This is a genomic window from Mesorhizobium sp. P160219, from assembly GCF_057786095.1.
In genome coordinates this window covers 6591639-6617012 of the sequence record NZ_JBYNWG010000001.1, presented here as the reverse complement: position 1 = coordinate 6617012, position 25374 = coordinate 6591639, and the positions used below count along the sequence as shown (strand labels likewise).

The following is a 25374-nucleotide window of genomic DNA, read 5'->3' as shown; positions in this document are numbered from 1 at the left end:
CGTTTCACACTTTTCCTGGAATTGCTCTAGGCTTTCTCAAATGCCAGGCTTTGCGCTTGCGCCTCGCGGCCCTCGATGATCCCCTTCCAGTAGCTTTCCGCGCCTTGCAGGTGGGCGCTCATCAGCGCCTGGGCGAGATTGCCGTCGCGACGCAGCAGCGCCTCGTAGATCTGGATATGCTCGGCATGCGAGCGCACTGAGCGCTCGGGATCGTTGAAGTAGATCGGCAGCCGCTGCTCGCCCATCAGGTAATAGACGCTGCAGATATTGTGGAAGACGCCGTTCTTGGTCGCCCGCACGATTTCGAGGTGGAATTCGCGGTCTTCCTTGGCGAGGCCTTCGCCGGCGGCGATGCACTCCTCCGAGGCTTTCAGGATCTCCCGCAGGCGTTCGAAATTCTCTTCGGTGGCACGCGAACAGGCAAGTTCGGCGGCCTTGATCTCGTGGATCTTGCGCAGTTCGACGGTCTCGTAGATCTGCACCGGATCGAGCGGCAGGCCCGCGCGGGCGAAAAGAGCCAAGGCTTCTACACTGGCCTGCCTGGTGTCGACATAGATGCCGGATTTGGCGCGGCGCTCGACGATGCGCATGGCCTCCAGAATGGCCAGCGCCTCGCGGATCTGGCCGCGGCTGACACCGAAATGCTCCGCCAGCTCGCGCTCCGAGGGCGTGCGGCCGCTCTCCTTGTCCGAATGGGCGAACAGATAGGCGGCGAGTTCGGCGAGAAGGTTCTTTTCTTTCATCGTCAACCGCGTTGCGCGTGCGCCTCCAGGAACCGCTCCGAAATGGTGAATCCCAGACCCGGCTTTTCAGGGATCGCTATCATACCGTCCCTTGCTTCGACAGTCTCTTCGATAAGATCGTGGATCATGGGGTTGGCGCCGAGCGAATATTCGACGGTAAAACTGGCAGGCGAGGCCGCACAAACATGCAGGCCGGCGAAGAAGCATGGCGCGCCGGCCCACAGATGCGGGGCAAAGCGCAGATTGAAGGCACTGGCGATGGTGCCGATCTTCATCGCCTCGCTGATACCGCCGCAAAAGGCCGGATCCGGCTGGAAGATGTCGGCGGATTTCAGCACCGCGAGATCGCGGAAGGCGTAGCGCGTCGCTTCGCTTTCGCCGGTGGCGATCGGGATCGAACCCGAGGCGCGCACCTCGGCCATACCAGCCTTGTCGTCGGCGATAACAGGCTCCTCGAACCAGGCGAGGTCGAGATCGCTGGCCAGGCTGATGAAGCGCTTGGCCTCGGCCACCGTATAGGTGCCGTGCGCGTCGACCATCAACTCGACGTCAGGACCGAGCGCCTGCCGTGCGGCGCGGACGCGGGCGGCGGAAATGTGCGGGGCGCCGTCCATGGCGCCGACGCGCATCTTCAGCGCCTTGAAGCCGCCTTTGGCGATGTAGGATTTGAGCTGCTCGCCGATAGCGTCGGCGGCAGCCCAGCCGCCGGAGGCGTAGGCCGGCATGCGGTCGAGCTTGCGGCCGCCGATGAGCCGCCACACCGGCTGTCCCAACGACTTGCCCAGAATATCCCAGAGCGCGATATCGACGGCGCTGATTGCCGCAATGCTCATGCCGCGCCGCGCCAGCTGCGGCATGGCATGGCCGGCGCGCGCGGCACTGTCATGGCGCACGCCGTTGTAGAGCAACTCCCAGATCATGCCGATGTCGGCGGGGTCGCGGCCGATCAGCTGCGGCCCGACCTCGTGATTCAGCATGTAGACCAGCGCACCATAGCTGCCGGCGCTGCCGGCGGCGTTCTTGCCCTCGCCCCAGCCGATCAGCCCGTCGTCAGTCTCAATGCGCAGGATGGCGGCGTCGAACGTCGTCACCTGGCCAAAGTCGCTGCGATGCTGCTTCGCGGCCTCAATCGGCACGCGGACCCACCACGCCTGGACCGTTTTGATGCGCATCCCGATCGGCTACTTGATCAGCGGCAGCAGCGTTTCGGCCGTGATGCGCATCTGGTCGGTGTAGAATTTCTCCGTCAGCACGCTGGAGCCGTGATCCTGGATGAACTTCAGCTGTTCGGGAGAAATGTCGACCGGATTGCGCTCGACCATGTCGGGATAGGGCGCGGCGGGTGTGCGGTCGACTGGCGCGACAAATTCGTTCGTCAGCGCGCCGTCATAGCCGACTTCCTTCAGCGTCTGCACGATCCGTGGCCAATCAATCTGGCCAAGGCCGGCGGCAAAGCGGTTGTTGTCGGCAACGTGGAAGTCGAACAGCCGTTTGCCGACCTGACGGATCGCGTCATGGACGTTAAATTCTTCCATATGGATGTGATAGGCGTCGAGGCAGACGCCGCATTCGGGGCTGACCGCATCGGCCAGGGCCAACGCCTGCGCGCCGCGGTTGAACAGATAGGTCTCGAAGCGGTTGAGCGGCTCGACCGCGATCTTGACGCCGACCTTCTTGGCATGGGTGAAGCATTCGCGGGTGGCGTCGACCACCCACTTCCATTCCTCTTCCTCGGTGCCGTCCGGTACCACTTTGCCGACGGTCGCGGGCACCAGCGTTATGATCTCGCCATCAAGTTCGCTGACCATGGTCAGCACGTCATTGACGTACTGCACCGAGCGTTCGCGCTGGCCCTGGTCCCTGGCGGCAAGGTTGCGTTCGCCCAGCATCAGCGTCACCGACCCCCAGCAGCGGATGCCGTACTCTTTCAGCAGCGCGCGGGTCTCCTTGGTCTTGTATTGCTCGGGCTCGCCGGAAATCTCGATCGACTCGTAGCCGAATTTCTTGATGCGCTTCAGCGTCACCTCCAACGGTTCCGCGCGCATCCAGTTGTGCGTCGAAAGATGCATGGTCTATCCTTCCCAGAATTCGTCTGTGCCAGTTCGCCTGCGATGCGCCCCACAAGGCGCGTCGCGTGTTTCCTCCCCAAGGCGCTCCAGCGTTTTTGCGCAACTGGTTCGACCAATTGGGCCCTAATGGAGGTCTACAGCAATTTTTGTCGCGCGGCAAGAACCGCCGCCATGCGATACCGGCATCTGTGTACCGTATTGATTATGCTGGTATATATCGCCAAAAATGGAATGCCCTGGCAGCTTTGCGCGCGAGTCAAATGGCTTGACCCATTTTCGGTATTTGGTAATACCAGAATGCCGATACGAGAATGCACATCGCAAGAGACCAAAGAGGCTGGCCCTGCTTTCATCAGGCGCTATGCTTGGTCCTTGGAAAAATGAATTGGGAGGATGCCGATGCCGTCGACAATGAAGGGTCCGGGGCTGTTTCTGGCGCAGTTCGCGGGGGATACCGCGCCGTTCAATTCGCTGGGCTCGATCACCAAATGGGCGGCCGGTCTCGGTTACAAGGGCGTGCAGATCCCGACCTGGGATGCACGCCTGTTCGACCTCAAGAAGGCGGCATCTTCCAAGACCTATTGCGACGAGGTGAAAGGCATCTGCGCGGATGCCGGCGTCGAGATCACCGAACTGTCGACGCATCTTCAAGGGCAGCTGGTGGCGGTGCACCCGGCCTATGATGCCCAGTTCGACGGCTTTGCACCGCCTGCGGTGCACAACAACCCCAAGGCCAGGCAGAAATGGGCGGTCGAACAGATGGAGTTCGGCGCCAAGGCCTCGAAGAATCTTGGCCTGAAAACCTCGGTGACGTTTTCCGGCGCTCTGGCCTTCCCGTATCTCTATCCCTGGCCACAGCGGCCGGCCGGGCTGATCGAGGAGGCCTTTGCCGAACTCGGCAAGCGCTGGAAGCCGATCCTCGACGTCTATGACGAGAACGGCGTCGACGTCGGCTATGAGATCCATCCCGGCGAGGACATCTTCGACGGCGCCACCTTCGAAATGTTCCTCGATGCGGTTGGCGGCCACAAGCGCTGCAACATCAACTACGACCCATCGCATTTCCTTTTGCAGCAGCTCGACTATCTCGAATTCATCGACATCTATCACGAGCGGATCAAGGCCTTCCATGCCAAGGATGCCGAGTTCAATCCGACGGGGCGGCAAGGCGTCTATTCCGGCTATCAGAGCTGGACCAATCGCGCGGGGCGATTCCGCTCGCTTGGCGACGGGCAGGTCGATTTCGGCGGCATCTTCTCCAAGCTTACCCAGTATGGCTACGATTCCTGGGCGGTGCTGGAGTGGGAGTGTTGCCTCAAGCATCCGGAGGACGGCGCGGCCGAAGGCGCGCCCTTCATCCAGCACCACATTATCCGGGTGACGGAAAAGGCCTTTGATGATTTCGCCGGCGGCACCACCGACAAGAAGATGCTGCGCGCCATGATGGGTATTTGAGACAAGCAGGAGAAAGACATGGTCGGCGCATCGAAGTCGGAAGCGGGAGGCGGCCCGATCCGCTATGGCATGGTTGGCGGCGGCCAAGGCGCCTTCATCGGCGCGGTGCACCGGATCGCGGCGCGCATGGACAATGACTTCGTGCTGGTGGCCGGCGCCCTGTCGGCCAATCCCGAGCGCGCCAAGGCTTCCGCCGCCGAACTCGGTCTCGACCCGGCGCGCAGCTACGCCTCCTATGCCGAGATGGCCAAGGCCGAGGCCACGCGCCCGGACGGCATCGAAGCGGTGGCGATCGTCACCCCCAACAATGTGCACGTGCCGGCGGCCAAAGCGTTTCTCGAGGCCGGCATCCACGTCATCTGCGACAAGCCGCTGGCGACGACTTTGGCCGAGGCCAAGAAGCTCGCGGCCGTGGTTGAAAAGACCGGCAAGGTGTTCGTGCTGACGCACAATTACACTGCCTATCCGATGATCCGGCAGGCGCGCGAGATGGTGGCCAAGGGGCAGCTTGGCGACATCCGCATCGTTCAGTCCGAGTACCCGCAGGACTGGCTGACCGAGGATCTTGCCGCCACCGGCCAGAAGCAGGCGGCGTGGCGCTCCGACCCCAAGCAGGCGGGCGCGGGCGGCGCGCTCGGCGACATCGGCACGCATGCCTACAATCTGGCGCGCTTCGTCTCGGGTCTGGAGCTCGATTCCCTGTCGGCCGATCTCGACGCTTTCGTGCCGGGGCGGCTGCTCGACGACAATGTCAACGTCATGCTGCGCTTCAAGCCGGTCGGCAAGGTGCATCCGGCCAAGGGCATGATCTGGGCGAGCCAGGTGGCGCCGGGCCACGAGAACGGGCTGAAGCTGCGCATCTATGGCTCTAAAGGCGGGCTGGAATGGGTGCAGGCCGATCCGAACTATCTCTGGTACACGCCGTTCGGCCAGCCCAAGCAGCTGCTCACCCGCAACGGCGCCGGCGCGCTGCCGGTTGCGGGACGCGTCAGCCGCGTTCCGTCTGGCCATCCGGAAGGCTATCTCGAAGGCTTCGCCAACATCTACCAGGAGGCGGCGCGCGCGATCCGCGCGGCACGCAAGAAGGGCGGCAGACCGGGCAAGGACGTGGTGTTCCCGACCATCCAGGACGGCGTCGAAGGTATGGCGTTCATCGAGGCCTGCGTGAAGTCGTCGAAGAAGAACGGGGCGTGGACGAAACTTTAGGTAGCGCCGGCGCCAAGTCTCTTCTCCCTTCGGGGAGAAGGTGGCCGCTAAGCGGCCGAATGAGGGCGCATGGTGCGAGGTGCGAAAGAAACCAGCGCGCCGTCAAATGGGGAGGGGCTGTCGATGAAAATCGGCATGTGCATGTTTTTGTGGACGACTTCCGTGTCTAAGAAACACGAGCCGTTGCTGCGCGACATCAAGGCGACCGGCTTCGACGGCGTCGAGATACCGATCTTCTCAGGCACGCCAGAGGACTACAAGAAGCTTGGCGATTTGCTCGACCGCATCGGGTTGGAGCGCACGGCTGTTACGGCGATGGGCGACCCGGCGATGAATCTGATTTCGCCGGATGCCGTGACCCGCAAGGCCGGCATCGGCTACATGAAATGGGCGATCGATTGCGCCCAGGCGCTCGGCGCGAGTACGCTGAGCGGGCCGCTGCATTCGACGCTCGGCGCCTTCTCCGGCAGCGGGCCGACCGCTGCCGAGAAGAAGCGCTCGATCGCCTCGCAGCGCGCCATTGGCGATCATGCCGGCAAGCGGAACGTTACCATCGGGTTGGAGGCGCTCAACCGTTTCGAGTGCTATCTGCTGAACACGATGGCCGATCTGTCCGAGCACGTCGATGCCATCGACCGGCCGCACATCAAGGCGATGTACGACACCTTCCACGCCAATATCGAGGAAGCCGACCCGATCGGCGCCTATACGAAGCACCGCAGGAATGTCGTGCACATCCACATTTCGGAGAACGATCGCGGCGTGCCGGGACGCGGGAACATTCCGTGGAAAGAGACTTTCGCGGCCATCCGCAAGAGCGGCTATGACGACTGGCTGACGATCGAGGCGTTTGGCAGGTCGCTGAAGGATCTGGCGGCGGCGACCAAGGTGTGGCGGGATTTTTCCGAGACGCCGGAAGCGGTTTATCGCGAGGGATACAGGCATATCAGGGATGGGTGGAAGCGGGCGGCTTAGCCGCGCCGCCCAAGGAGTGCTGCGTTCCTTCACACCCCCCACTGTCCGGCAGGACAGAGGGGGGTGCTGTCCCTCGCACGTCACCCCTCCTCGGCCTGCATCCTGTTGTAATCATGGATGGTCCGGCTGAGCCGGCGCCTCAGGAAATTCGAGATGTTGTCGAACACAAACACGACGAGCAGGATCAGCAGCACCATGTAGAAGACGTTGGCCCAGTTGGAATTGGTGCGCATGGCTTCCCAGAGTTTCAGGCCGATGCCGCCAGCGCCGACGGCGCCGATGATGGTGGCGCCTCTTGTGTTGGATTCCCACTGGTAGAGCGTCTGGCTGATGAAGACCGGGATCACTTCCGGCATGACCCCATAGCGCTGCACCAGCAGGCCGTTGGCGCCGGTCGACTTGATGCCCTCGCGCGGTTTGTCGTCGATGTTTTCCAGGCTTTCCGAATAGATTTTGCCGAGCGTGCCTATTTCGGTGAAGAAGATCGCGGCGCTGCCGGCGAGCGGTCCCGGGCCGAAGGCGCGGGTGAAGAACAGCGCCCAGATCAGCATGTCGACCGATCGCATGAAATCGAAGAAGCGCTTGAGCACCTGGCCGAACAATCCGCTCGGCGTGATGTTGCGGGCGGCGAAGAAGGCGAGCGGGAAGGCGACGAGGCCGCCGAGCAACGTGCCGAGAAAGGCCATGACGATGGTCTGCAGCAGTTTCGTCCAGACGTCGCCATGCTGCCACTGCGCATTGTTCCAGATGTTGTCGCCGGCGAGCGCGAGGTTCGAGGTGCCAGGCTTAAGTTCCGGTCCGGACCAGATCAGCGAGATCACTTCACTGGCCGATTTGCCGAAGAAGGGCGAGCGCGTGTCGAAGACGAAATTTGCCCAGCCGAGGAAGCGCTTGCGGACCTTGACGCGATCGACGGTGACGCGCACTTCGCCGACAAAGCCCATCCTGGCGACGATCTCGTCGTCATGCGCGGTGATCCAGCCAGGCACCGGACCTGTAATTACCGGCTTACCGCTGGTCAGCGCCACCGGCACCATCTCGCCATTGGCGACGATCGTCGCTTTGGTCTTGTCGAAGGTGACGGACCTGGCCGCGCCATCGATCAGGACGGTGAAGGTGCCATCCGCGTTCTTGACAACCCAGTCGGGATCTGGGTTCTCGCCGAGTGCTGAAAACCGCGGGTATTTCGGCGTGATTTCAGGCTGGTCGAGGCGGAATTCAGGCTGCAGATCGTAGCTGATCCATTGCGTCAGGAAGAGCGGCAGGCGCTCCCAATGCGAGTCGCGCATCACCTGCGGCAGGTTGAAAAACCACAAGGCGTAAACGAGGTAGAGCAGGATGCCGCCGAACAGGAACAGCGGCGCGAATCGCTTGTAGGCCGGCCGCCGAAAGATTTGCGGATAGCGTTCCGCGATCGACTGGACCTGATCAGTGGTCAAAGCGGTCATTTAAGCGCTCATCAGAAAAGCTTGCTCGCCGACCAGCTTGCGGCGCAGCCAGGCGGAGAACTGGTCGACGATGAAGATCGTCGTGAACAACAGCAGCACCAACGCCACCGTCTTGGCGCCGAAACCGCGCGATATCGAGAGCTTCAGTTCCTCGCCGATACCGCCGCCGCCGACGGCGCCGATAATGGTCGAGGCCCGCACGTTGATCTCGACGCGCAGCAATGTGTAGGACATGAAATTGGGCAGCACCTGCGGCAGGTCGGCGAAGCGCACGCGCTCGAACCAGTTGCCGCCGACCGCTCTCAGGCCCTCTTCGGCGCGCATGTCGATGTTCTCGTTGATTTCATAGAACAGCTTGCCGAGCGCGCCGATCGAATGCAGGCCGATGGCGATGATGGCTGCGATCGGCCCGGTCGAGACAATGGCGGCGAACAGGCCGGCAATGACGATTTCGGGAAAGGCGCGCAGCAATTCCATGAAGCGCTTGACGACGAGCCGCAGCGCCGGATGCGGCGTCAGGTTGCGCGCGGCGATGAACGAAAACGGCACGGCGAAGATGAAACCGATGAAAGTCGAGACCAGCGCCACGTTGAGTGTGGTCAGCATCAGCTCGAAATATTCGGGGATGTAGAAGCCGCCCCAGACATAGACGCGGCCGAGCGGGAAGTTGAACTCCTGGGTGCCGGTGTCATGCGGCGAGGCGATGTCGAACAGCGCCCGCCAGACGTCGTTCCAGTCCTTCGGGATCAGCCAGCTGAGGAAGTCGAATATATGCGGCAGCCGGTCCCAGAAGTGACCGGCATTGGCCTCGTCGGCGAACCACATGCTCGACAGCGTCGCCGCCAGCAGCAGGCCGATGCCGAGGATGGTATAAAGCCGCCGCAACGATATCTGGCGCTGCCAAGCGTTGGCTACCTGCAGGGTCGCGTTGGAGCGGGCTGTTGCTGAGATGGTCATGATCGGGACATGCAAAAAGGGCGGCGTTTTTCACGTCGCCCTTTCTGATTTTGCCGTCAGCCGCCGATGGCTGCCTTACGGGCTTCGACGATGACGTTGTAGAAGTCAGGCTTGACCGGGACGTAACCGGTGAAGTCGCCGCCTTCGACGCCTTCGAAACAGGCCTTGTCTTTCTTCGGCAGGTCGGTGAAGAAGGCGGCAAGCTTGGCGGTCATGTCGTCGCCGAGCGCGGTGCGCACGACCAGCGGGCCGTTCGGGATCAGGCCCGAGCGCCAGACTTCGACGAAGTCGTTGGGGTCGACGGCGCCCTTGGCGGTGACCTTGTGGAAGGTGCCGGAGGTGTAGCCGTTCTTGAAGTCGCCGATGCCGGAGGAATCGTCAACCGCAACGTCGACCTTGCCGTCGCGAACGGCGAGGATGTTGTTTTCATGGCCGCCATTGAACTGGGTCGAGGCGAAGTAGGCGTCGTTCGAGGCGCCGGTGTCCTTCGGGATCTGGGTCAGCGGGATCAGGTAGCCCGAGGTCGAGTCCGGATCGGCGTAGCCGAGCTTCTTGCCCTTGGCCGACTTGATGTCGGTAATGCCCGAAGACTTCAGCGCCAGGCCGATGGAATAATAGCCGGTGGCGCCGTCGGTCTGCTGGGTGGTGAGGACCGGGGTGACCGCCTTCGGGTCCTTGATGTAGACGCTGGCGTAGCCGGAAGCGCCGAGTTCGGCGAAGTCGAGCGTGCCGCCGAGCAGGCCCTGGATGACGCCGTCATAGTCGGCGGCGGGGAACAGCGAGACCTTTTCGAAGCCGAATTCGGTCTTCAGGTGATCGGCCAGGCACTGATAGTTGCGCAGGCGGTCGGTTTCGTTCTCTCCGCCGAGGATGCCGACGCGGAATTCCTTGAGGTCGGCCGCATGCGCGGCGCTGGTTGCCATGGCGAGAGCCGAAACGGCGCCGAATACCATCTTCCTGAACATTTGATGTCTCTCCTGTAAGTTCCGGCCCCGCGCCGGCAGCGTTCTTGATTTTTGCAAGTGCCCTTGACGCGGGCGGTCGATCCAGTGCGGCTCAGTTTTGGTCCATGATCTTTTCCGAAAACCGGTATCCACTTTTCGGGATCATGGATCAGTACCCGGGGAATGCGGGCTCGAGCGGGCTGGCGGATGCGGCGATCTTTTGCTTGTAGGCGATGCTGGTCGAGGTGATGGCCTCGGAGATATCGACGCCGTTGCCGTCGGCGCCATAGACCAGGCGCACGGCCTCGCGGTTGAGCGCTTCCGGCGGACCGTCGAAGACGATCTTGCCGGCAGCCATGCCGATGATGCGGTTGCAATAGGTGCGGGCGGTGTCCAGCGTGTGCAGATTGGTGACGACGGTGATGCCTTCGCGCAGGTTGATGTCCTGCAGCGAGTCCATCACCACCTTGGCGTTGAGCGGGTCGAGCGAAGCGATCGGCTCATCGGCGAGCAGCACCTTGGGCTGCTGCATCATGGCGCGGGCAATGGCGACGCGCTGCTGCTGGCCGCCAGACAGCGTGCCGGCTGGCTGCAGTGCGGTGCGGGCGATGTCGAGGCGCTCGAGTGCTGCAATCGCCTCAGCGCATTCGGCGCGGGTAAACATGCCGAGCAGGTTGGAAAAGGTCGAGCGATGATTGAGACGGCCGAGCAGCACATTGGTCAGCACATCGAGGCGCGGCACCAGGTTGAACTGCTGGAAGATCATGGCGCAGTCGCGCTGCCAGCGTCGCAGCGGCGAGCCACGCAGCCGCGAGACCTCGGCACCGTCAAAAAAAATCGATCCCTGGCTGGGGTCGATGAGACGGTTGATCATGCGGAGGAGGGTGGATTTGCCGGCGCCGGAACGACCGATGATGCCGACCATCTGGCCCTGCGGGATCGACAGGTCGATGGCGCTGACAGCGGTGTTCTTGCCAAATCGGCGCGAGACGCCGCGGATTTCGAGCGTGGCAGGGGTCGATAACATCGAAGAGTTCCAGACCTGAATTGATCGTCTGGTTCTCGCCTAGCGCAGCGACATGAACCTGCCATGTCATCACGATGTCAGTTTTGTTACGCTCCACAGCCGTGCGGCAAGTGGGGGTGGTCGCACCCGATCAGGCGCCGTATTTCTCGAGGAACGCGTCTGCCTCGAGTACGCGAAAATCGTCGAGCGCGGCGCGCAGCCTGGCGTGGTCCCAGTCCCACCAGGCGAGCGCCTGGTAGCGTTCGGCCGTGCGGCGATCGAAACGCTCGCGGATCGGCTTGGCTGGCACCCCGCCAACGATGGTGTAGGGCGCGACATCCTTCGACACCACAGCGCCGGCGCCTACGGCAGCACCATCGCCGACGGTGACGCCGGGCAGGATGGTCGAGCCGTGGCCGAGCCAGGTGTCGTGGCCGATGGAGACGCGTTTGGCGCGGCGCTGGGCGAAGAATTCTGTTTCGTGCTCGGCGTCGTCCCAATAGTCGGAGGCGCGATAGGTGAAGTGATGCAGCGTCGGCCGCCAGGTCGGGTGGTTTGTGGCGTTGATGCGCACGGCGGCGGCTATGTTGGAGAACTTGCCGATGGTCGCGCACCAGACGACGCAGTCCTGCATGATGTAGGAATAGTCGCCGAGGATGCTTTCGGACACGCGGCTGCGGTCGGCGATCTCTGTCCAGCGCCCCAATGTCGAGTTCTCGACCTGCGCCGTGGCGTGGACCAACGGCGCTTCCGATAGTTTCCTGCTCATGCAGCGATTTTTCCGGCGGCGAAAGAGGTCACGTCGATGATGCGATCGGCGACGGCGTCACGCACATCCGGGTCATGGAAGATGCCGAGCAAGGCGACACCGCCGGCCTTCTTGGCGGCGATCAACGCAACCACAACGTTGCGGTTTTTCGAATCGAGCGAAGCTGTCGGCTCGTCGAGCAGCAAGACCGGATGCTCGGTGATGAAGCCGCGCGCGATATTGACGCGCTGCTGCTCACCGCCCGAGAAAGTCGCCGGCGGCAGCGCCCAGAGCTTTTCCGGCAAATTGAGCTGCCCCAGCAAGGTGCGTGCTTTTTTCCGCGCGCTCTCGCGGTCCTCGCCGCGTTCGACCAGCGGCTCGGCGACCACGTCGAGCGCGGAGACGCGCGGCACGGTGCGCAGGAACTGGCTGACATAGCCGATCGTCTGGCGGCGCACGGAAAGCACCGTGCGCGGGCTGGCGATGGCGAGATCGATCAGGCCGCCCTCATGCTGAACGATGATCTGGCCTTCATCGACGGCATAATTGCCATAGAGCATTTTCAGGATCGAGCTTTTGCCGGCGCCGGAAGGCCCGCCGAGCACGGCGCATTCACCGGCCCGGATCGAGAATGAGACGCCGGCGACAACCGGCAATCTGATGCCGTCGCGCAGATGCATGGTGAAGCTTTTGGCGACGCCGGAAACAACGAGGGGCGTCGGCATCAGAAGGTTCTCCAATCGTTGTTCGTCCGCGGGCCAACACCCCCCTCTGCCTTGCCAGGCATCTCCCCCTCAAGGGGGGAGATTGGCTGTCGCGTTCGACTTCGCCATTCTTCTGCATCGTAGAAGGGGCGGGACATAAAAGCTGCTGATCTCCCCCCTTGAGGGGGAGATGGCCGGCAGGCCAGAGGGGGGTGCCTTGGCGCCATCTTCACACCTGTAGAATCGAGGAAACAAGCAATTGCGTGTAAGGCGCGCGGGGATCGTCGAGCACGCGATCCGTCAGGCCGCTTTCGACGACACGGCCGTCTTTCATCACCATCATACGCTGCGACAGAAGCCGGGCGACGGCGAGATCGTGGGTGACGACGATGGCCGCCAGGCCGAGATCGGTGACCAACCCGCGCAGCAAATCGAGCAGGCGCGCCTGCACCGAGACGTCGAGGCCGCCGGTCGGCTCGTCCATGAACACCAGCCTCGGTCCGGTGACGAGGTTGCGGGCGATTTGCAGGCGCTGGCGCATGCCGCCGGAAAAGGCGCGCGGCTCGTCGTCGATGCGGTCCTCGTCGATCTCGACGCGCGACAGCCAGTCGACGGCAGTGGCGCGGATCTTGCCGTAATGGCGGTCACCGACCGCCATTAGCCGCTCGCCGACATTGGCGCCGGCAGACACCGTCATGCGCAAGCCGTCGGCGGGGTTCTGATGAACAAAGCCCCAGTCGGTGCGCATCAGGAAGCGGCACTCGGCCTCGCTCATACGGTAGAGTTCGCGGAACTGGCCGTCGCGCATGCGGTAGCTGGCGGTGCCAGAAGATGGTAGCAGCCGCGTCGACAGGCAGTTGAGCAGCGTCGTCTTGCCGGAGCCGGATTCGCCGACGACGGCCAGAACCTCACCCGGCCACAGGTCGAAGGTGACATTCTCGCAGCCGACGCGCGAGCCGTAGAATTTGGACAGTTCGGAGACGCGCAGCAGTGGGTCGCCGGTCATTCTGCTGGCCTCATCTTTCCTGCGGTAACATGGCTTTCAGCCGCAAGGTGGCCGCGATGTCCTTCGGCGCGCCGCTTCTCGCAATGGTCGGTGTCGGAGCAGACGAACATGTGGTCGCCATGGTCGTCGAGGATGACCTCGTCGAGATAGACATTTTCCGCCGCGCACAGCGCACAGGGCAGGTCGAAGGTCTGGACCTCGAAGGGATGATCCTCGAAGTCGAGGCTGACGACATCGGTGAAGGGCGGCACGGCATAGATGCGCTTTTCGCGCCCGGCTCCGAACAGTTGCAGGGCCGGCGAACGGTGCATTTTGGGGTTGTCGAATTTCGGCGTCGGCGAGGGGTCCATGACATAGCGGCCCTCGACCTTGACCGGATAGGCATAGGTGGTGGCGATGCGGCCGTGTTTGGCAATGTCCTCGTAGAGCTTCACATGCATCAGGCCGTATTCCTCGAGCGCATGCATTTTGCGCGTTTCGGTTTCGCGCGGCTCGAGGAAGCGCAACGGCTCGGGTATCGGCACTTGGTAGACTAGAACTTGGCCGGCGCTCAGCGGGTGTTCCGGGACGCGATGGCGGGTCTGGATGATGGTGGCGCTGGCGGTATCGGTCGTCACCGCGACGTTGGCTACCTTCTTGAAGAAGGCGCGGATCGAGACGGCATTGGTGGTGTCGTCGGCGCCCTGGTCGATGACTTTCAGCACATCGTCCGGCCCGATAATCGAGGCGGTGACCTGCACGCCGCCAGTGCCCCAGCCATAGGGCATCGGCATTTCGCGCGAAGCGAAGGGAACCTGATAGCCAGGGATGGCGATGCCCTTGAGGATCGCCCGGCGGATCATCCTTTTGGTCTGCTCGTCGAGATAGGCGAAGTTGTAGGTGGCGATGTCGGTCATGGCGATCAAATCCACTCCCTGCTATTGCATTGACGCCCAGAAAACGGAAATAAAGGCGAAGTCGAATGACTCAGACCGGTTGGATCCAGATTGCAATTCTGCTTCTGGCGTTTGTCTGCGTGGTCGGTTTTGTACCTCGGCGCTTGTTTCTGCCTGCTTCCAGAGATGGCGCGCATGTCACAGGCGGAAACGGCAGCTACGTCGGCGGGCATAGCAGCCATTCCCATGACGGCGGCAACGGGGATGGCGGCAATGGCGGGGGCGATTAGGCTCATTCGGCCGCCTCCCGCTTCTCTTCCACCTTTGCAGGGTTCTCTCGAGCTTCGTATTCGGCGCGCATGCGGCGCACCAAATCGAGCTCGGCCTGGAAGTCGACATAGTGCGGCAGCTTCAAATGCTCCACGAAGCCGGTCGCCTGAACATTGTCGGAGTGCGAGATGACGAACTCCTCGTCCTGCGCGGCGGCGACGACATCTTCGCCGAGTTCCGTTGCGCGCAGCGCGCGGTCGCACAGCGCCATGGCCATCGCCTTGCGCTCGCTTTGGCCGAAGACCAGTCCGTAGCCGCGGGTGAATTGCGGCGGCGCCTTGGCCGAGCCCTTGAACTGGTTGACCATCTGGCATTCGGTGACGCGGACCTTGCCGAGCAGCACGGCGAAGGGCAGTTCCGGCACGTCGAGTTCCAGCTCGACCTCGCCGATACGCACCTCGCCGACAAAGGGGTGGTTGCGGGCATAGCCGCGCTGGGTGGAATAGCCGAGCGCCAGCAGAAACCCTTCATCGCCGCGCGACAGCGCCTGCAGGCGGATGTCGCGCGCCATCGGAAACTCAAGCGGCTCACGGGTGATGTCGCCGGGGACATGGTCCTGCGGCATGTCGCCATCCGGCTCAATCAGCCCTTCGCGGGCGAGGATCGTCGAAACGCGCGGCATGGCCTGCGTTTCCGTCTCGCGCTGCAGCGGTTCGGCGACATCGGCGCCGGCGGCGAGTTCCGGGTCGAGCAGGCGGTGGGTGTAGTCGAAGGTAGGCCCAAGCAGCTGGCCGCCGGGCAAATCCTTGTAGGTCGCCGACACGCGCCGCTCGACCAGCATGGCGCCGGTGTCGATGGCGTTGGTGTAGCCGAAGCGCGGCAGTGTGGTGCGGTAGGCGCGCACCAGGAAGATCGCCTCGATCATGTCGCCGCGCGCCTGGACTATGGCGAGCGCCGCCAGTTCCCGGTCGTAGAGCGATCCTTCGCTCATCACCCGGTCGACGCCGAGCGCCAGCTGTTCGACGATCTGGTCGAGGCGCAGCGCCGGCACCGAACGGTCGCCGCGACGGCGGTCCGCAAGCAGACTGTGGGCATTGGCGATTGCGACTTCGCCGCCTTTTACCGCGACATACATTTATGCCTCCATCGTCTTGATGCGCGTCGTGCGCGGCAGGCAGGCGATACCGTCGGGCGCCGCCAGGATGATGTCGACGCCGCGCGGAAAGCGCTGGCTGTTCTGCTTCCACTGTTCGACGAAATGGCGCGGCATCTGCGCCGGCGCGATGGTCGCCGTCTTTTCGATGCCTGGGCCTTCGAGCAATAGCGGCGCGCCGGAGGTGAGATCGCTGACCTGCAGGATCAGTGTCGTCGAACGGTCGGGATAATCCTGCGTGCCTTGCGAAAGACCGTCGAGGGCGGCCATCTCGGCCGGCGTGGCGACCAACGCGAAATGCGCATCGGCAGGTGTGTTGGCGAGTGGCGCGCCGGCGTGGAAGCCGAGCCAGGATTTGATCGCTGCCGATGCCTGCAAAGCAGGATCGAGCCAGAGCGGTGTGTCGTTGTCGCAGAGCGAAAGTGCAATGGCGCCGGCGGTTGCGGACAGCGGCGAAGGGGGGCGGGCGAAGGCAGGCAGAGGCCGCTCGCTGCCCGGCCGCGCCATGGCATCCATGACCGCGCGGAAGACCGCCTGGGCGTTGAACACCGGATCGGCGAAGCCGCCGTCGATCCATTGGGCTGCGATGTCCATCAGTCTTCTCCGCGCACCATGGTGAAGAAATCCACTTTCGTTGCCGCCGTCTCGGAGCGGCGCTTTTCGCGCGCCTCGCTTTGGGCGGCGCGCAGCGGTGCGACCAGCGCACTCTCGACCGTCTGCCGATGGGCGGGATCCTGCCAAAGTGCATCGGCGATTGCCGCAAGCTTCGCCTTCTGCCTGTCGCGCCCGAGCATGTAGCTGTGGCCGACCTGTCCGGAAGAGAGCCGGACGGTGGCGCGGGTGACGGTCACTTCACCGACATTGAAGGGCGCGCCGCCGCCGCCGATGCGGCCACGCACGGTGACCAGACCGGTTTCCGGGCCGCGCAAAAGCTCTGCTTCCGAGATCAGGCCGGCCTCATTCCACAGCCGGGCGATGTCATCGCCACTGGCCTGCGCCAACGTCGTCATGACGGCTTTGCGCTCGGCCTGGTCGCGGGCTTCCTGTCCTCGCATGGACAACTCCCTGAATGTATATAATTTGTCTAGTGATATAGACAATTATACAAATTATACCTATTATCTAACTTGTGTCCATGACGGGTGGATGACATGGGCGGGAGCGTGGACGAAATGGTGGCTCAAAAGGGCGCGAGCAGCATCGAACGCCGTAGCGGTGTCGCGCTGTGGCGGCAGATTGCGGACCTGATCCTGCATTCGATCGCCGCCGGCGATTTTGCCGAGAATGCCGCGCTGCCGCCGGAAATGGCCTTGGCCGAACGCTACGGCGTCAATCGCCACACGGTGCGCAGCGCCATATCGGCCCTGGTGCAGGACGGCGTGCTGCGGGCCGAGCAGGGACGCGGCACCTTCGTCTTTTCGCGCAAACGGCTGTCCTATCCGATCGGCGCGCGCACTCGGTTTTCGACCGGTCTGCAAGGGCAAACATCGGAACGGCACATCGTGCTGCTAGCTTCTACAGTTGAGTCGGCCAGTCAGCGCGTCGCCGAGGGGCTTGGTCTGGCAAGAGGGGCTGAGGTGATCCGCCTGGAGACGCGCGGCGAAGCCGATGGACGGCCGGTGTCGCGCGCCGCCGCCTGGTACGAGGCGAAGCGTTTCGCCGGCATCAATGCTGCGATGGCCGAAACCGGTTCGGTTACCGCCTCGCTCAAGCGTTTCGGCATTGACGATTATCTCAGGCAATCGACGGTGCTGTCGGCCCGCCATGCCGATGCCGCCGATCTCGCCGACCTCGATCTGCAGCCCGGCGCAATCGTGCTGGTGGCGGTCGCCGTCAACGTCACACCGGACGGCCAGCCGATCCAGTTTGCCGAAACACGGTTTCCGGCGGAGCGGGTCGAGCTGAAACTGTCGGCGCTGTAGCGGGGTCGCGCCTATTTTTCAGCGGCCTGGCGTTTTGAGGACGGAGTGGGAGTCAACCTGCGCGGGTCGTCGTCATTCGGGCCGGGACCACCTGCGATGTTATGCCCCAACCTCGATCACAGCCTTGATCAACCCCGATTTCTCATGCGCCCAGCGGGTGAGATCATCCGGCGTGCCGGCCAGCGTGGTGCGGTGGGTGACGAGTTTTGCCAGCGGCACGGCGCCGTTGCGGATCGAGGCGGCGACGTGGTCGAAATCGACTTTCAGCGCGTTGCGGCTGCCGATCAATGTCATTTCCCGCTTGTGGAATTCCGGGTCGGAAAAGACGATGTCGTCCTTGACGACACTGACCAGCACGAGCGTGCCACCATGCGCGACATGTGCGAAGGCCGACTGCACCGAGGCGGTGTTGCCGGTGGCGTCGAAGACGATGTCGAACCCTTCGCCGCCGGTTGCCTCGCGCACCAGTTCGGCTGCCGCTTTTTGTGAGGCGTCGAGCGTGGCGAAGCCGAGTTCGCCTTTTGCAAAATCCAGCCGCTCCGTGCTCATGTCGAGCAGGCTGACATCGAGCCCGGCGATGCGCGCAAACAGCGCTGCGCCAAGGCCGATCGGCCCGGCGCCGATGACCAGCGTGCGGGCGCCTGGTTCGGCGCGAGCGCGCCGCACGGCATGCGCGCCGATGGCGAGGAATTCCACCGCCGCCGCATCGGCCAGCGACAAGCCGTTTGCCGGATAAAGATTCTGCGCCGGCACCAGGATCTGCTCGGCCATGGCGCCGTCGCGATGGACGCCAAGCACTTCGATCCTGACGCAGCAATTCGGCTTGCCGTGCCGGCAGGCGATGCATTTTCCGCAAGCGAGATAGGGATTGATGATGACGGGCTCGCCCACGGCAAGGTCGACATCTTCGCCGGTCTCGACGACGGTGCCCGACACTTCATGGCCCATGATGCGGGGATAGGCAAGGAACGGGTGCTTGCCTTCGAAGATGTGGTAGTCGGTGCCGCAGATGCCGACATGGCTGACGGCGACCAGCGCCCAGCCGGCAGGCGGCGCTCCTGGCGCCGGCCGGTCTTCCAGGACAAGCTCGCCGGGCGAGCGGCAGACAACAGCTTTCATTCGGCAATTCCAGTGTTTCTCAAAAAGGCGCCGGTCCGTTGTTAAGCAGGCCGGCGCAGAAGGTCAGGGAGAATTACTTGCCGCGACGGCGCAGCCCGTCGAAATAGACGATGATTATGATCAGCGCGCCGGTGATGATGCGCTGCCAGAACGAGTTGACGTTGAGCAGATTGGCGCCGTTGTTGATGGTGGCCAGGATGAAGGCGCCGAGCAGTGGGCCATGCACCGAGCCGACGGCGCCGAACAGCGAGGTGCCGCCGATCACCGATGAGGCGATCGCCTGCAACTCCCAACCTTCCGCCTGGGTCGGGTTGCCGATGCCGATGCGCGCCGCCAGCAGCACGCCGACGAAGGCCGCGCATAGGCCCGACAGCGTGTAGGCCATGTAGATGGTGCGCTGGACATTGACGCCCGAGAGGCGCGAGGCCTCGGCATTGGATCCCACAGAGAAGAGATAGCGGCCCCAGCGGCTGTGGTGCAGGAAGATGTAGGCCGGGATACCGACCAGGATCACCATCCAGAACAGATTGGGGATGCCGACAAAGGAACTGCGCGAGAACGCGGTGAAGCTGTCGCTGTTGATGTTGATCGAATTGCCGTTGGTCATCAACAGGCCGATGCCGCGCAACGAGGTCAGCGTCGCCAGCGTGATGATGAAGGGCGGCAGGCCCATCTTGACGATGCCGAAGCCATGGAACAGGCCGATGGCAACGCCGACCAGCAGCGTCACCAGAATGGCGACCCAGATCGGGAAGCCGGCATTGATCATCATGGCGACAATGACGGTGGCGAAGCCGACCACGGCGCCGACCGAGAGGTCGATGCCGCCGGTGATGATGACGAAGGTCTGGCCGACCGCCATGATGGCGATCATCGAGCCCTGCCGCAAAAGATTGGCGATGTTGTTGGAGGACGCGAAGCTCGGCGTCGCCACCGACAGCACGATCCAGAGCAGAACCAGCAACGCCAGAAGCGTCAGCCCGAACAGGACGTTGTAGTTCCGTTTCGGTTTTTCGATCGCGGCGGTTTCGATGCTCATGGTTCCTCCCGTTTCTTCTTGTCTGGACGGCGTTTTCAGCCGATCGCCTGCGTCAGCACGTCTTCATGGCTGGCGGCGCGAAAACCGTGGCTGGCGACCAGTTTGCCGCGCCGGAACACGTGCAGCGTATCGGCGAGCTCGTAAACCTCGGGCAGATAGGACGAGATCAGGATGATGCCGGCGCCCTTGGACAACAGTTCCCCGAACAGGCGGTAGATCTCGGCCTTGGTGCCGACATCGACGCCGACGGTCGGCTCGTCGAAGATGAACAGCTTGGCGCCATGCGCCAGCCATTTGCCGATGACGATCTTCTGCTGGTTGCCGCCGGACAGGCTGGAGGCCAGGGCGCCGCGCGTCGGCGTTTTGATGCGGAGGCCGGCGATCTGGCGATCGGCCTCGGCCTTTTCCTTCGCACCGGAGATCAGCATGTTGCTGGAGATGCGCTTGTAGATCGGCAGGTTGAGGTTGAGGCCGACCGGCAGGTTCAGGCACAGGCCCTGGTCGCGGCGGCTTTCCGGCGCCAGCGCCATGCCGAGCTTGATCGCGTCGTGCTCGGAATTGATGTGGACCGGCTTGCCTTGCCAAAGGACCTGTCCGGCCGACTTCTTGTGGCGGCCATAGAGCGTGGTGACGAACTCGCTCCGCCCGGCGCCGATCAGGCCATAGAGCCCGACGATCTCGCCGGCGCGCACCGTCATCGAGACGTCTTCGAAACCCTTGCCCGACAGGTTTTTCGCTTCAACGATCACGGCACCGGGGGTGAAATGCTCCTTATGGTAGACTTGCTCGATCGAGCGGTTGATCATCATCTTGACCAGCTCGGCGTCATTGGTCTCGGCAATGTTGCGGGTGCCGACCAGCGTGCCGTCGCGCAGCACCGAGACGCGATCGGCGAGTTCGAACACCTCTTCCATGCGATGGCTGATGTAGATGATGGTGACGCCTTCGCCCTTGAGCCTGCGGATCAGCGTGAACAGCTGGTCGGCTTCCTTGCGGGTGAGATAGGCGGTCGGCTCGTCGAAGATCAGGAATTTGGTGCCGCGCACGGTGGCGCGGGCGGCGGCGATCAGCTGCTGCTGGCCGATGGTGAGGTCACCCAGCATGACATGCGCCGGCAGGTCGAAGCCGAGACCGTCGATGATCTTCTGCGCTTCCTTGACCATGGCGCGCTGCTGCAGGATGCCGAAGCGCGAATTCTCCTCGCCGAGGAACATGTTGGCGGCGACGGTGAGATGGCGACAGAGCACGACCTCCTGATGCACGGCGTTGATGCCCAGCGCCATTGCCTCGTGCGGGGTTGCCAGCGCTGCCGGCTTGCCCTCCCAGATGACATCGCCGGAGGTGCGCGGCATGACGCCGGTCAGAAGCTTGATCAGGGTGGATTTGCCGGCGCCGTTCTCGCCGACGATGGCGTGGATCTCACCTGCCTTGAAGGCAAGGTGAACGGGCTTCAGCGCATGCGTGCCGGGATAGCGCTTTTCCAGCCCGTGCAGTTCGAGGATCGTCCTGCCGGGCGCTAGCGTTGGGGCCGGGTGCAGTTCCTGCGCCATGGGCGTCATGACAATCCTCCCAGATTGGCCTTACGATTGGCACGTCGCGATGCAGTCAAGCCGCATCGTCGAGGTGATTCAAGCCGGTGGATATTCAAGCTTGTATCCGGTGTTTCCGGGGCGCGAGGCCCCGGAAAGGATTTTTGGTCGACGGGCTCAGAGCTTCGGGTTGAGCAGGGCGTCGATCTTGGGGTCTTTCATGTTTGCCTTGGTCACCAGGTTGGCGCCGGTGTCGACATTGGCCTCGACCTTCTCGCCCTTCGAGGCGGCGAGCGCGGTCTTGATGCCGTCATAGCCCATCCGGTACGGATCCTGGACGACGAGCGCGGAAATGACGCCGTCATTGAGGAACTTGATCAGCTTCTCGTCGCTGTCGAAGCCGACCAGCGCCAGCTTGCCGCCAAGGTTGTTCTCGGCGACTGCCTGACCGACGCCCTGCGCCATGATCAGGTTGGACGCGAAGATGCCCTTGAGGTTCGGGTTGGCGGTGATCAGGTCGGTGGCGATGTTGAGACCGGTCGTTGCCTGGCCGTCGGCATATTTGTCCGCGACGAGCTTGAGCCCCGGATATTTCGCGGCCAGCTGCTCGGTGAAGCCCTGCTTGCGCTGCTCCAGCGAACCGGCGCCCGGGGCGTTGGTGATCAGGGCGACGTCGCCCTCGATCTTGCCGCCATTGGCTTCGCCGATGGCTGCTGCAAGACCGTCAGCGGCGACGCGTCCGCCCTGCACATTGTCGGTGGTCAGGAACGAGGTGAACGCCTTGGAGTCGGCGCCGGAGTCGATGCCGATGACCTTGACCTTGCTGGCCGCTTCATCGATCGGCTTGCCGAGCGCCTTGAATTCGGTCGGCGCGATGACGATCGCGGCCGGGTTGCCGGCGACGGCATTCTCGAGGATCGAGACCTGGCCGTTGACGTCGGTTTCAGCCTGGGCGCCGAGTTCGGGTACGTTGACGCCGAGATCCTTGCCGGCCTTGCGGGCGCCGGCCAGGACGATCTGCCAGTAGAAGGACGTGGTGTCCTTGACGATGATCGGAATGGTCACGTCCGCCGCCGAAGCCGGCGCCGTGTGCAGCGTGCCGGCAAGCATCGAGGCGGCAGCTAGTGCCATCAGTGAGCGGCGGTTGAGAATGCTGGTCACGAATTTCATTAGGAATCCTCCCTAGATCGCCCGGTGAAGGTTGCGGAAGCTCCATTTGGATAGGCGCGGCCCAAACAGAACTTTATCAATAAAAAACAGTTGCCGCTTTTTGATAGTGCATCGGTCCGGCCGACGCAAGCGGTGTTTCATATCGGCCTGCGCATGGCTTGGCGGGGAAACCTCCCTGCCGATCCTCAGTGCCACGTCCAGACGCTCCCGATCCTCCTTGATCATCATGGAATATTAATTCCACCGTCGAGTCAATATGGAATATTCATTCCTTCTTGAGAGCCGTGATCGTGGCGTTTCGTCAGCCGAGCTCCTGCACGATGGTATAGGGAGCGTAGCGGGCGAATTCCGCTTGCGGCACCTGGACGTCGAACAGGTCGAGGTTGCGCGTCAGGTTGGCGGGCTTGGCCGTTCCGGTCAGCACGCTGGCCACGACAGGCTCCTGCAGCGGAAACTGCAATGCAGCCGCCGCCAGCGGATATCCGCCCTCATCAGCGATTTTCTCCATCGCCCCAACACGCTCGAGTATGTCCTGCGTCGCCGGCAGATAATCGAAATGCGCGCCGTGCACCGGCCCGGTCGCCAGGATGCCGGAGTTGAAAACGCCGCCGATGATGAGCGAAGTCTGTCGCTCACGACACAGCGGCAGCAACTCGGCTTCAGCCGAGCGGTCGAGCAGCGAATAGCGGCTGGCCAGCAGGATGCAGTCGAGCGGCGCTTCGCACAGCACGTCGAGGCAGATCTGCACCTCGTTGACGCCGAGCCCATAGGCGGAAATCACGCCGGACGTTTTAAGCTCTTCCAGCGCCTTCAAGCCGCCGTCGATCAGCTGGCGAAAGTGCAGCTTCGTCTTCTCGACGCCATGTGTGTAGGTGCCGATGTCGTGCACAAACAGGATGTCTATCCGGTTCAGCCCGAGCCGGGCATAGGAGAACTCGACCGAGCGCATGATGCCGTCATAGGAGTAGTCGTAGTCGAGCGCGAAGGGCAGCGGGTCGACATAGGAATGATCGGGAACCTGGTCTTCCGGCACCGGGCGGAACAACCGTCCGACCTTGGTCGACAGCACATAGGAATCCCGCGGCTTGTAGCGCAGGAAATCGCCGGTCCGCCGTTCCGACAGGCCGAAGCCATAGAAGGGCGCGGTGTCGAAATAGCGCAGGCCGGCATCCCAGGCTGTCTGCAGCGTCTCCATCGCCGCTTCGCGCGGACACGCCCGGTAGAGCCCGCCGATCGCCGCCCCGCCGAAGCTTATCTCGGTTACCTCGAGCGCAGTCGTGCCGATGCGGCGTTTGTCCATCCACAGCCTCCCCTTGTGAGCCGTCTTTGCAGCCCGCTTTTTTCGTCGGTGGTTAGAGCGTCGCGCCGAGGTGCCACGGCACGAACTCGTTGTCGCCGTAGCCGAACGCCTCGCTCTTGGTCTTGCGGCCCGATGCCGTCTCGACGATGAGTTCGAAGAGTTCCCGGCCCATGCCGGCGATGGTCTTCTCACCCGAAGCGATGACGCCGCAATTGACGTCCATGTCCTCTTCCATCTGGTGGTACATGGTCGAGTTGGTGGCGACCTTGATCGACGGCGTGGGCCGGCAGCCGAAGCAGGAGCCGCGGCCGGTGGTGAAGACGATGATGTTGGCGCCGCCCGCCACCTGACCGGTCGCCGAGACCGGGTCGTAACCGGGCGTGTCCATGAACACCAGGCCACTGCCGGTGACCTTTTCGGCATAACCGAAGACGCCGTTGAGCGGAGTCTGGCCGCCTTTGGCCACGGCGCCCAGCGACTTTTCCAGGATGGTGGTCAGACCGCCGCGCTTGTTGCCGGGCGAGGGGTTGTTGTCGATCGAGGCGCCGTGCTTGGCGACATGGTCCTCCCACCATTTGACGAAACCGTCGAGCTTCTTGGCGATCTCCGGCGTTGCCGCGCGATAGGCGAGCAGATGTTCGGCGCCATAGATCTCCGTCGTCTCCGACAGGATGCCGATGCCGCCGACGCCGGCCAGGATGTCGACCGCCGCTCCCAGCGCGGGATTGGCGGTGATGCCCGACATGCCGTCGGAACCGCCGCATTGCAGGCCGACGACGATCTCCGAGACCGGGATCGGCTCGCGCTGATACTGGCCGACTTCCTCGGCGATTTCGGCGAGCACGCCCATCGCCTTTGCGACCGATTTGCGCGAACCGCCGGCGTCCTGGATGTTGAAATGGCGTTTTCCCGCCGCCGCACCCTTCTGGCCGTAAAGGGTGAGCTGGTTGACCTCGCAGCCGAGGCCGACCATCAACGCGCCGCCGAAATTCGGATGGCGGGTGTAACCGGCGAGCGTGCGGTGCAGTACCATCATGCCGTCGCCGGTGCCGCTCATGCCGCAGCCCTGGCCATGGACGATCGGGACGAAGCCGTCGATCCCCGGATATTTCGGCAGCAGCACGCGGTTGGCCTCGTCGGCGATGGCGTGGCAGACGGTGGCCGAGCAATTGACGCTGGCGATGATGCCGATGAAGTTGCGGGTGCCGGCACGGCCATCGGCGCGACGATAGCCCATGAATGTCCGGGCGCGGTCAGCTTCGGTGGCATGCTCCGCTTCGCTCGGCGGCACCACCGGCAGACGGCCGGACTCGAAGACCAGATTGTGCGAATGGACGTGGTCGCCGGGCGCGATGTCCTGGGTGGCGCGGCCGATGGCCTGGGCATACTTGACCACCGCCTCGCCGGCGGCGATAGGCTTGGTCGCCACCTTGTGGCCGGGCTCGATCAAGGCCGTGGCGAGGGCGCCGCCGGGCAGAGGGGTGCCGATCTCGATGCGGCCATTGGCGACCGCGACATTGTCGGCGGGGGACAGAAGAATGCTGTTCGAGGCGTTCACGGGCAGTTTCCTGGGTCTGTTCCTGGGGATGCGCGGATTGACACGCGTCTGTTTACATATAATGTCTTTTATCGTGAAAAAACATTTGTGCGTCAATTGTTTTTTCAGGAGGAGACCATGCGTCCGATGGACGCTTGGCTTGTGGGGACGGCGTCTTACACGCAGAGCGTTTTGCTTT

General features: G+C 63.2%; 26 protein-coding genes. 5 read left to right on the top strand and 21 right to left on the bottom strand.

Going from position 1 to position 25374, the window contains the following annotated elements:
* Window positions 1-26: 26 nt before the first annotated feature.
* Genes AC3EMP_RS32055 through AC3EMP_RS32045 form a run of 3 tightly spaced genes read right to left on the bottom strand, consistent with a single transcriptional unit; the run spans window position 27 to window position 2812 of the window.
* Entirely contained in the window at window positions 27-743 is a 717-nt protein-coding gene (locus AC3EMP_RS32055; RefSeq protein ID WP_023683008.1) for a FadR/GntR family transcriptional regulator, read from the bottom strand.
* Window positions 744-745: 2 nt separating this feature from the next.
* The gene (locus AC3EMP_RS32050) at window positions 746-1915 is read right to left on the bottom strand and encodes a mandelate racemase/muconate lactonizing enzyme family protein (protein WP_023747013.1); all 1170 of its coding nucleotides are present in this window, start codon (window positions 1913-1915) and stop codon (window positions 746-748) included.
* 9 nt (window positions 1916-1924) lie between these two features.
* Complete coding sequence (locus AC3EMP_RS32045; protein WP_352711762.1) at window positions 1925-2812, bottom strand: sugar phosphate isomerase/epimerase family protein; 888 nt, start codon at window positions 2810-2812, stop codon at window positions 1925-1927.
* Window positions 2813-3211: 399 nt separating this feature from the next.
* On the opposite strand from AC3EMP_RS32045, the gene AC3EMP_RS32040 reads away from it, so the two are divergent.
* The 3 genes from AC3EMP_RS32040 to AC3EMP_RS32030 all read left to right on the top strand — a co-directional run bounded on the left by AC3EMP_RS32040 (window position 3212) and on the right by AC3EMP_RS32030 (window position 6448).
* A complete protein-coding gene (locus tag AC3EMP_RS32040; RefSeq protein ID WP_023747014.1) occupies window positions 3212-4267 on the top strand; it encodes a sugar phosphate isomerase/epimerase family protein in 1056 nt (351 codons plus the stop codon).
* An 18-nt stretch (window positions 4268-4285) separates the two neighbouring features.
* A complete protein-coding gene (locus AC3EMP_RS32035) occupies window positions 4286-5473 on the top strand; it encodes a Gfo/Idh/MocA family protein (protein WP_023747015.1) in 1188 nt (395 codons plus the stop codon).
* Window positions 5474-5596: 123 nt separating this feature from the next.
* Window positions 5597-6448, top strand: a complete 852-nt coding sequence (locus AC3EMP_RS32030) for a sugar phosphate isomerase/epimerase family protein (RefSeq protein ID WP_023669833.1) — start codon at window positions 5597-5599, stop codon at window positions 6446-6448.
* An 80-nt stretch (window positions 6449-6528) separates the two neighbouring features.
* Here the strand turns inward: AC3EMP_RS32030 and phnE (AC3EMP_RS32025) are convergent, their stop codons facing one another.
* From phnE (AC3EMP_RS32025) to AC3EMP_RS31990, 8 genes are all read right to left on the bottom strand, one after another.
* On the bottom strand, window positions 6529-7896 hold the full coding sequence (gene phnE, locus AC3EMP_RS32025) for a phosphonate ABC transporter, permease protein PhnE (RefSeq protein ID WP_352711758.1): 1368 nt from the start codon (window positions 7894-7896) through the stop codon (window positions 6529-6531).
* Window positions 7897-8853: a phosphonate ABC transporter, permease protein PhnE gene (phnE, locus tag AC3EMP_RS32020; protein ID WP_023669831.1), complete on the bottom strand. Its 957-nt coding sequence runs from the start codon at window positions 8851-8853 to the stop codon at window positions 7897-7899. It lies immediately after the preceding gene.
* A gap of 56 nt (window positions 8854-8909) precedes the next feature.
* Window positions 8910-9818: a phosphonate ABC transporter substrate-binding protein gene (gene phnD, locus AC3EMP_RS32015; protein WP_023698997.1), complete on the bottom strand. Its 909-nt coding sequence runs from the start codon at window positions 9816-9818 to the stop codon at window positions 8910-8912.
* 148 nt (window positions 9819-9966) lie between these two features.
* Window positions 9967-10824: a phosphonate ABC transporter ATP-binding protein gene (phnC, locus tag AC3EMP_RS32010; RefSeq protein WP_023669829.1), complete on the bottom strand. Its 858-nt coding sequence runs from the start codon at window positions 10822-10824 to the stop codon at window positions 9967-9969.
* A 130-nt stretch (window positions 10825-10954) separates the two neighbouring features.
* Entirely contained in the window at window positions 10955-11572 is a 618-nt protein-coding gene (locus AC3EMP_RS32005; RefSeq protein ID WP_023669828.1) for a DapH/DapD/GlmU-related protein, read from the bottom strand.
* Window positions 11569-12276, bottom strand: coding sequence for a phosphonate C-P lyase system protein PhnL (gene phnL / locus AC3EMP_RS32000; protein ID WP_023712301.1), 708 nt, complete (start codon window positions 12274-12276; stop codon window positions 11569-11571). Before phnL ends, AC3EMP_RS32005 begins: the two co-directional genes overlap by 4 nt.
* 208 nt (window positions 12277-12484) lie before the next feature.
* On the bottom strand, window positions 12485-13261 hold the full coding sequence (gene phnK, locus AC3EMP_RS31995; RefSeq protein WP_023669826.1) for a phosphonate C-P lyase system protein PhnK: 777 nt from the start codon (window positions 13259-13261) through the stop codon (window positions 12485-12487).
* The gene (locus tag AC3EMP_RS31990; protein WP_023726432.1) at window positions 13258-14157 is read right to left on the bottom strand and encodes an alpha-D-ribose 1-methylphosphonate 5-phosphate C-P-lyase PhnJ; all 900 of its coding nucleotides are present in this window, start codon (window positions 14155-14157) and stop codon (window positions 13258-13260) included. Before AC3EMP_RS31990 ends, phnK begins: the two co-directional genes overlap by 4 nt.
* A gap of 65 nt (window positions 14158-14222) precedes the next feature.
* Here AC3EMP_RS31990 and AC3EMP_RS31985 point away from each other — a divergent pair, with 65 nt between their 5' ends.
* Window positions 14223-14426, top strand: coding sequence for a hypothetical protein (locus AC3EMP_RS31985; protein ID WP_023669824.1), 204 nt, complete (start codon window positions 14223-14225; stop codon window positions 14424-14426).
* A gap of 2 nt (window positions 14427-14428) precedes the next feature.
* Here AC3EMP_RS31985 and AC3EMP_RS31980 read toward each other — a convergent pair whose 3' ends face one another.
* Genes AC3EMP_RS31980 through phnG form a run of 3 tightly spaced genes read right to left on the bottom strand, consistent with a single transcriptional unit; the run spans window position 14429 to window position 16614 of the window.
* The gene (locus tag AC3EMP_RS31980) at window positions 14429-15541 is read right to left on the bottom strand and encodes a carbon-phosphorus lyase complex subunit (RefSeq protein ID WP_023669823.1); all 1113 of its coding nucleotides are present in this window, start codon (window positions 15539-15541) and stop codon (window positions 14429-14431) included.
* Window positions 15542-16153: a phosphonate C-P lyase system protein PhnH gene (gene phnH / locus AC3EMP_RS31975; protein ID WP_023669822.1), complete on the bottom strand. Its 612-nt coding sequence runs from the start codon at window positions 16151-16153 to the stop codon at window positions 15542-15544.
* The gene (phnG, locus tag AC3EMP_RS31970; RefSeq protein ID WP_023669821.1) at window positions 16153-16614 is read right to left on the bottom strand and encodes a phosphonate C-P lyase system protein PhnG; all 462 of its coding nucleotides are present in this window, start codon (window positions 16612-16614) and stop codon (window positions 16153-16155) included. Before phnG ends, phnH begins: the two co-directional genes overlap by 1 nt.
* Before the next feature lie 96 nt (window positions 16615-16710).
* Here phnG and phnF point away from each other — a divergent pair, with 96 nt between their 5' ends.
* Window positions 16711-17481 carry a phosphonate metabolism transcriptional regulator PhnF gene (gene phnF / locus AC3EMP_RS31965; RefSeq protein ID WP_245261350.1) on the top strand — a complete coding sequence of 257 codons (771 nt, stop codon included), beginning with the start codon at window positions 16711-16713 and terminating at the stop codon, window positions 17479-17481.
* A 99-nt stretch (window positions 17482-17580) separates the two neighbouring features.
* On the opposite strand, the gene AC3EMP_RS31960 is transcribed toward phnF, so the two are convergent.
* From AC3EMP_RS31960 to AC3EMP_RS31930, 7 genes are all read right to left on the bottom strand, one after another.
* A complete protein-coding gene (locus tag AC3EMP_RS31960; protein WP_023669819.1) occupies window positions 17581-18600 on the bottom strand; it encodes a zinc-binding alcohol dehydrogenase family protein in 1020 nt (339 codons plus the stop codon).
* A 73-nt stretch (window positions 18601-18673) separates the two neighbouring features.
* Window positions 18674-19639, bottom strand: coding sequence for an ABC transporter permease (locus AC3EMP_RS31955; protein ID WP_023669818.1), 966 nt, complete (start codon window positions 19637-19639; stop codon window positions 18674-18676).
* A gap of 35 nt (window positions 19640-19674) precedes the next feature.
* On the bottom strand, window positions 19675-21198 hold the full coding sequence (locus AC3EMP_RS31950; protein WP_023828310.1) for a sugar ABC transporter ATP-binding protein: 1524 nt from the start codon (window positions 21196-21198) through the stop codon (window positions 19675-19677).
* 147 nt (window positions 21199-21345) lie between these two features.
* Window positions 21346-22338: an ABC transporter substrate-binding protein gene (locus AC3EMP_RS31945; protein WP_023669816.1), complete on the bottom strand. Its 993-nt coding sequence runs from the start codon at window positions 22336-22338 to the stop codon at window positions 21346-21348.
* A gap of 12 nt (window positions 22339-22350) precedes the next feature.
* A complete protein-coding gene (locus AC3EMP_RS31940; protein WP_023669815.1) occupies window positions 22351-22566 on the bottom strand; it encodes a hypothetical protein in 216 nt (71 codons plus the stop codon).
* A gap of 73 nt (window positions 22567-22639) precedes the next feature.
* Entirely contained in the window at window positions 22640-23638 is a 999-nt protein-coding gene (locus tag AC3EMP_RS31935; RefSeq protein WP_352711748.1) for an aldo/keto reductase, read from the bottom strand.
* 52 nt (window positions 23639-23690) lie between these two features.
* Window positions 23691-25196: a UxaA family hydrolase gene (locus AC3EMP_RS31930; protein WP_023754237.1), complete on the bottom strand. Its 1506-nt coding sequence runs from the start codon at window positions 25194-25196 to the stop codon at window positions 23691-23693.
* Window positions 25197-25374: the final 178 nt, after the last annotated feature.

Bases quoted from the DNA above. Each gene is read 5' to 3' on its own strand.
- AC3EMP_RS32055 (WP_023683008.1), bottom strand. From the start codon at position 743: ATGAAAGAAAAGAACCTTCTCGCCGAACTCGCCGCCTATCTGTTCGCC.
- AC3EMP_RS32050 (WP_023747013.1), bottom strand. From the start codon at position 1,915: ATGCGCATCAAAACGGTCCAGGCGTGGTGGGTCCGCGTGCCGATTGAG.
- AC3EMP_RS32045 (WP_352711762.1), bottom strand. From the start codon at position 2,812: ATGCATCTTTCGACGCACAACTGGATGCGCGCGGAACCGTTGGAGGTG.
- AC3EMP_RS32040 (WP_023747014.1), top strand. From the start codon at position 3,212: ATGCCGTCGACAATGAAGGGTCCGGGGCTGTTTCTGGCGCAGTTCGCG.
- AC3EMP_RS32035 (WP_023747015.1), top strand. From the start codon at position 4,286: ATGGTCGGCGCATCGAAGTCGGAAGCGGGAGGCGGCCCGATCCGCTAT.
- AC3EMP_RS32030 (WP_023669833.1), top strand. From the start codon at position 5,597: ATGAAAATCGGCATGTGCATGTTTTTGTGGACGACTTCCGTGTCTAAG.
- phnE (WP_352711758.1), bottom strand. From the start codon at position 7,896: ATGACCGCTTTGACCACTGATCAGGTCCAGTCGATCGCGGAACGCTAT.
- phnE (WP_023669831.1), bottom strand. From the start codon at position 8,853: ATGACCATCTCAGCAACAGCCCGCTCCAACGCGACCCTGCAGGTAGCC.
- phnD (WP_023698997.1), bottom strand. From the start codon at position 9,818: ATGTTCAGGAAGATGGTATTCGGCGCCGTTTCGGCTCTCGCCATGGCA.
- phnC (WP_023669829.1), bottom strand. From the start codon at position 10,824: ATGTTATCGACCCCTGCCACGCTCGAAATCCGCGGCGTCTCGCGCCGA.
- AC3EMP_RS32005 (WP_023669828.1), bottom strand. From the start codon at position 11,572: ATGAGCAGGAAACTATCGGAAGCGCCGTTGGTCCACGCCACGGCGCAG.
- phnL (WP_023712301.1), bottom strand. From the start codon at position 12,276: ATGCCGACGCCCCTCGTTGTTTCCGGCGTCGCCAAAAGCTTCACCATG.
- phnK (WP_023669826.1), bottom strand. From the start codon at position 13,261: ATGACCGGCGACCCACTGCTGCGCGTCTCCGAACTGTCCAAATTCTAC.
- AC3EMP_RS31990 (WP_023726432.1), bottom strand. From the start codon at position 14,157: ATGACCGACATCGCCACCTACAACTTCGCCTATCTCGACGAGCAGACC.
- AC3EMP_RS31985 (WP_023669824.1), top strand. From the start codon at position 14,223: ATGACTCAGACCGGTTGGATCCAGATTGCAATTCTGCTTCTGGCGTTT.
- AC3EMP_RS31980 (WP_023669823.1), bottom strand. From the start codon at position 15,541: ATGTATGTCGCGGTAAAAGGCGGCGAAGTCGCAATCGCCAATGCCCAC.
- phnH (WP_023669822.1), bottom strand. From the start codon at position 16,153: ATGGACATCGCAGCCCAATGGATCGACGGCGGCTTCGCCGATCCGGTG.
- phnG (WP_023669821.1), bottom strand. From the start codon at position 16,614: ATGCGAGGACAGGAAGCCCGCGACCAGGCCGAGCGCAAAGCCGTCATG.
- phnF (WP_245261350.1), top strand. From the start codon at position 16,711: ATGGGCGGGAGCGTGGACGAAATGGTGGCTCAAAAGGGCGCGAGCAGC.
- AC3EMP_RS31960 (WP_023669819.1), bottom strand. From the start codon at position 18,600: ATGAAAGCTGTTGTCTGCCGCTCGCCCGGCGAGCTTGTCCTGGAAGAC.
- AC3EMP_RS31955 (WP_023669818.1), bottom strand. From the start codon at position 19,639: ATGAGCATCGAAACCGCCGCGATCGAAAAACCGAAACGGAACTACAAC.
- AC3EMP_RS31950 (WP_023828310.1), bottom strand. From the start codon at position 21,198: ATGACGCCCATGGCGCAGGAACTGCACCCGGCCCCAACGCTAGCGCCC.
- AC3EMP_RS31945 (WP_023669816.1), bottom strand. From the start codon at position 22,338: ATGAAATTCGTGACCAGCATTCTCAACCGCCGCTCACTGATGGCACTA.
- AC3EMP_RS31940 (WP_023669815.1), bottom strand. From the start codon at position 22,566: ATGATGATCAAGGAGGATCGGGAGCGTCTGGACGTGGCACTGAGGATC.
- AC3EMP_RS31935 (WP_352711748.1), bottom strand. From the start codon at position 23,638: ATGGACAAACGCCGCATCGGCACGACTGCGCTCGAGGTAACCGAGATA.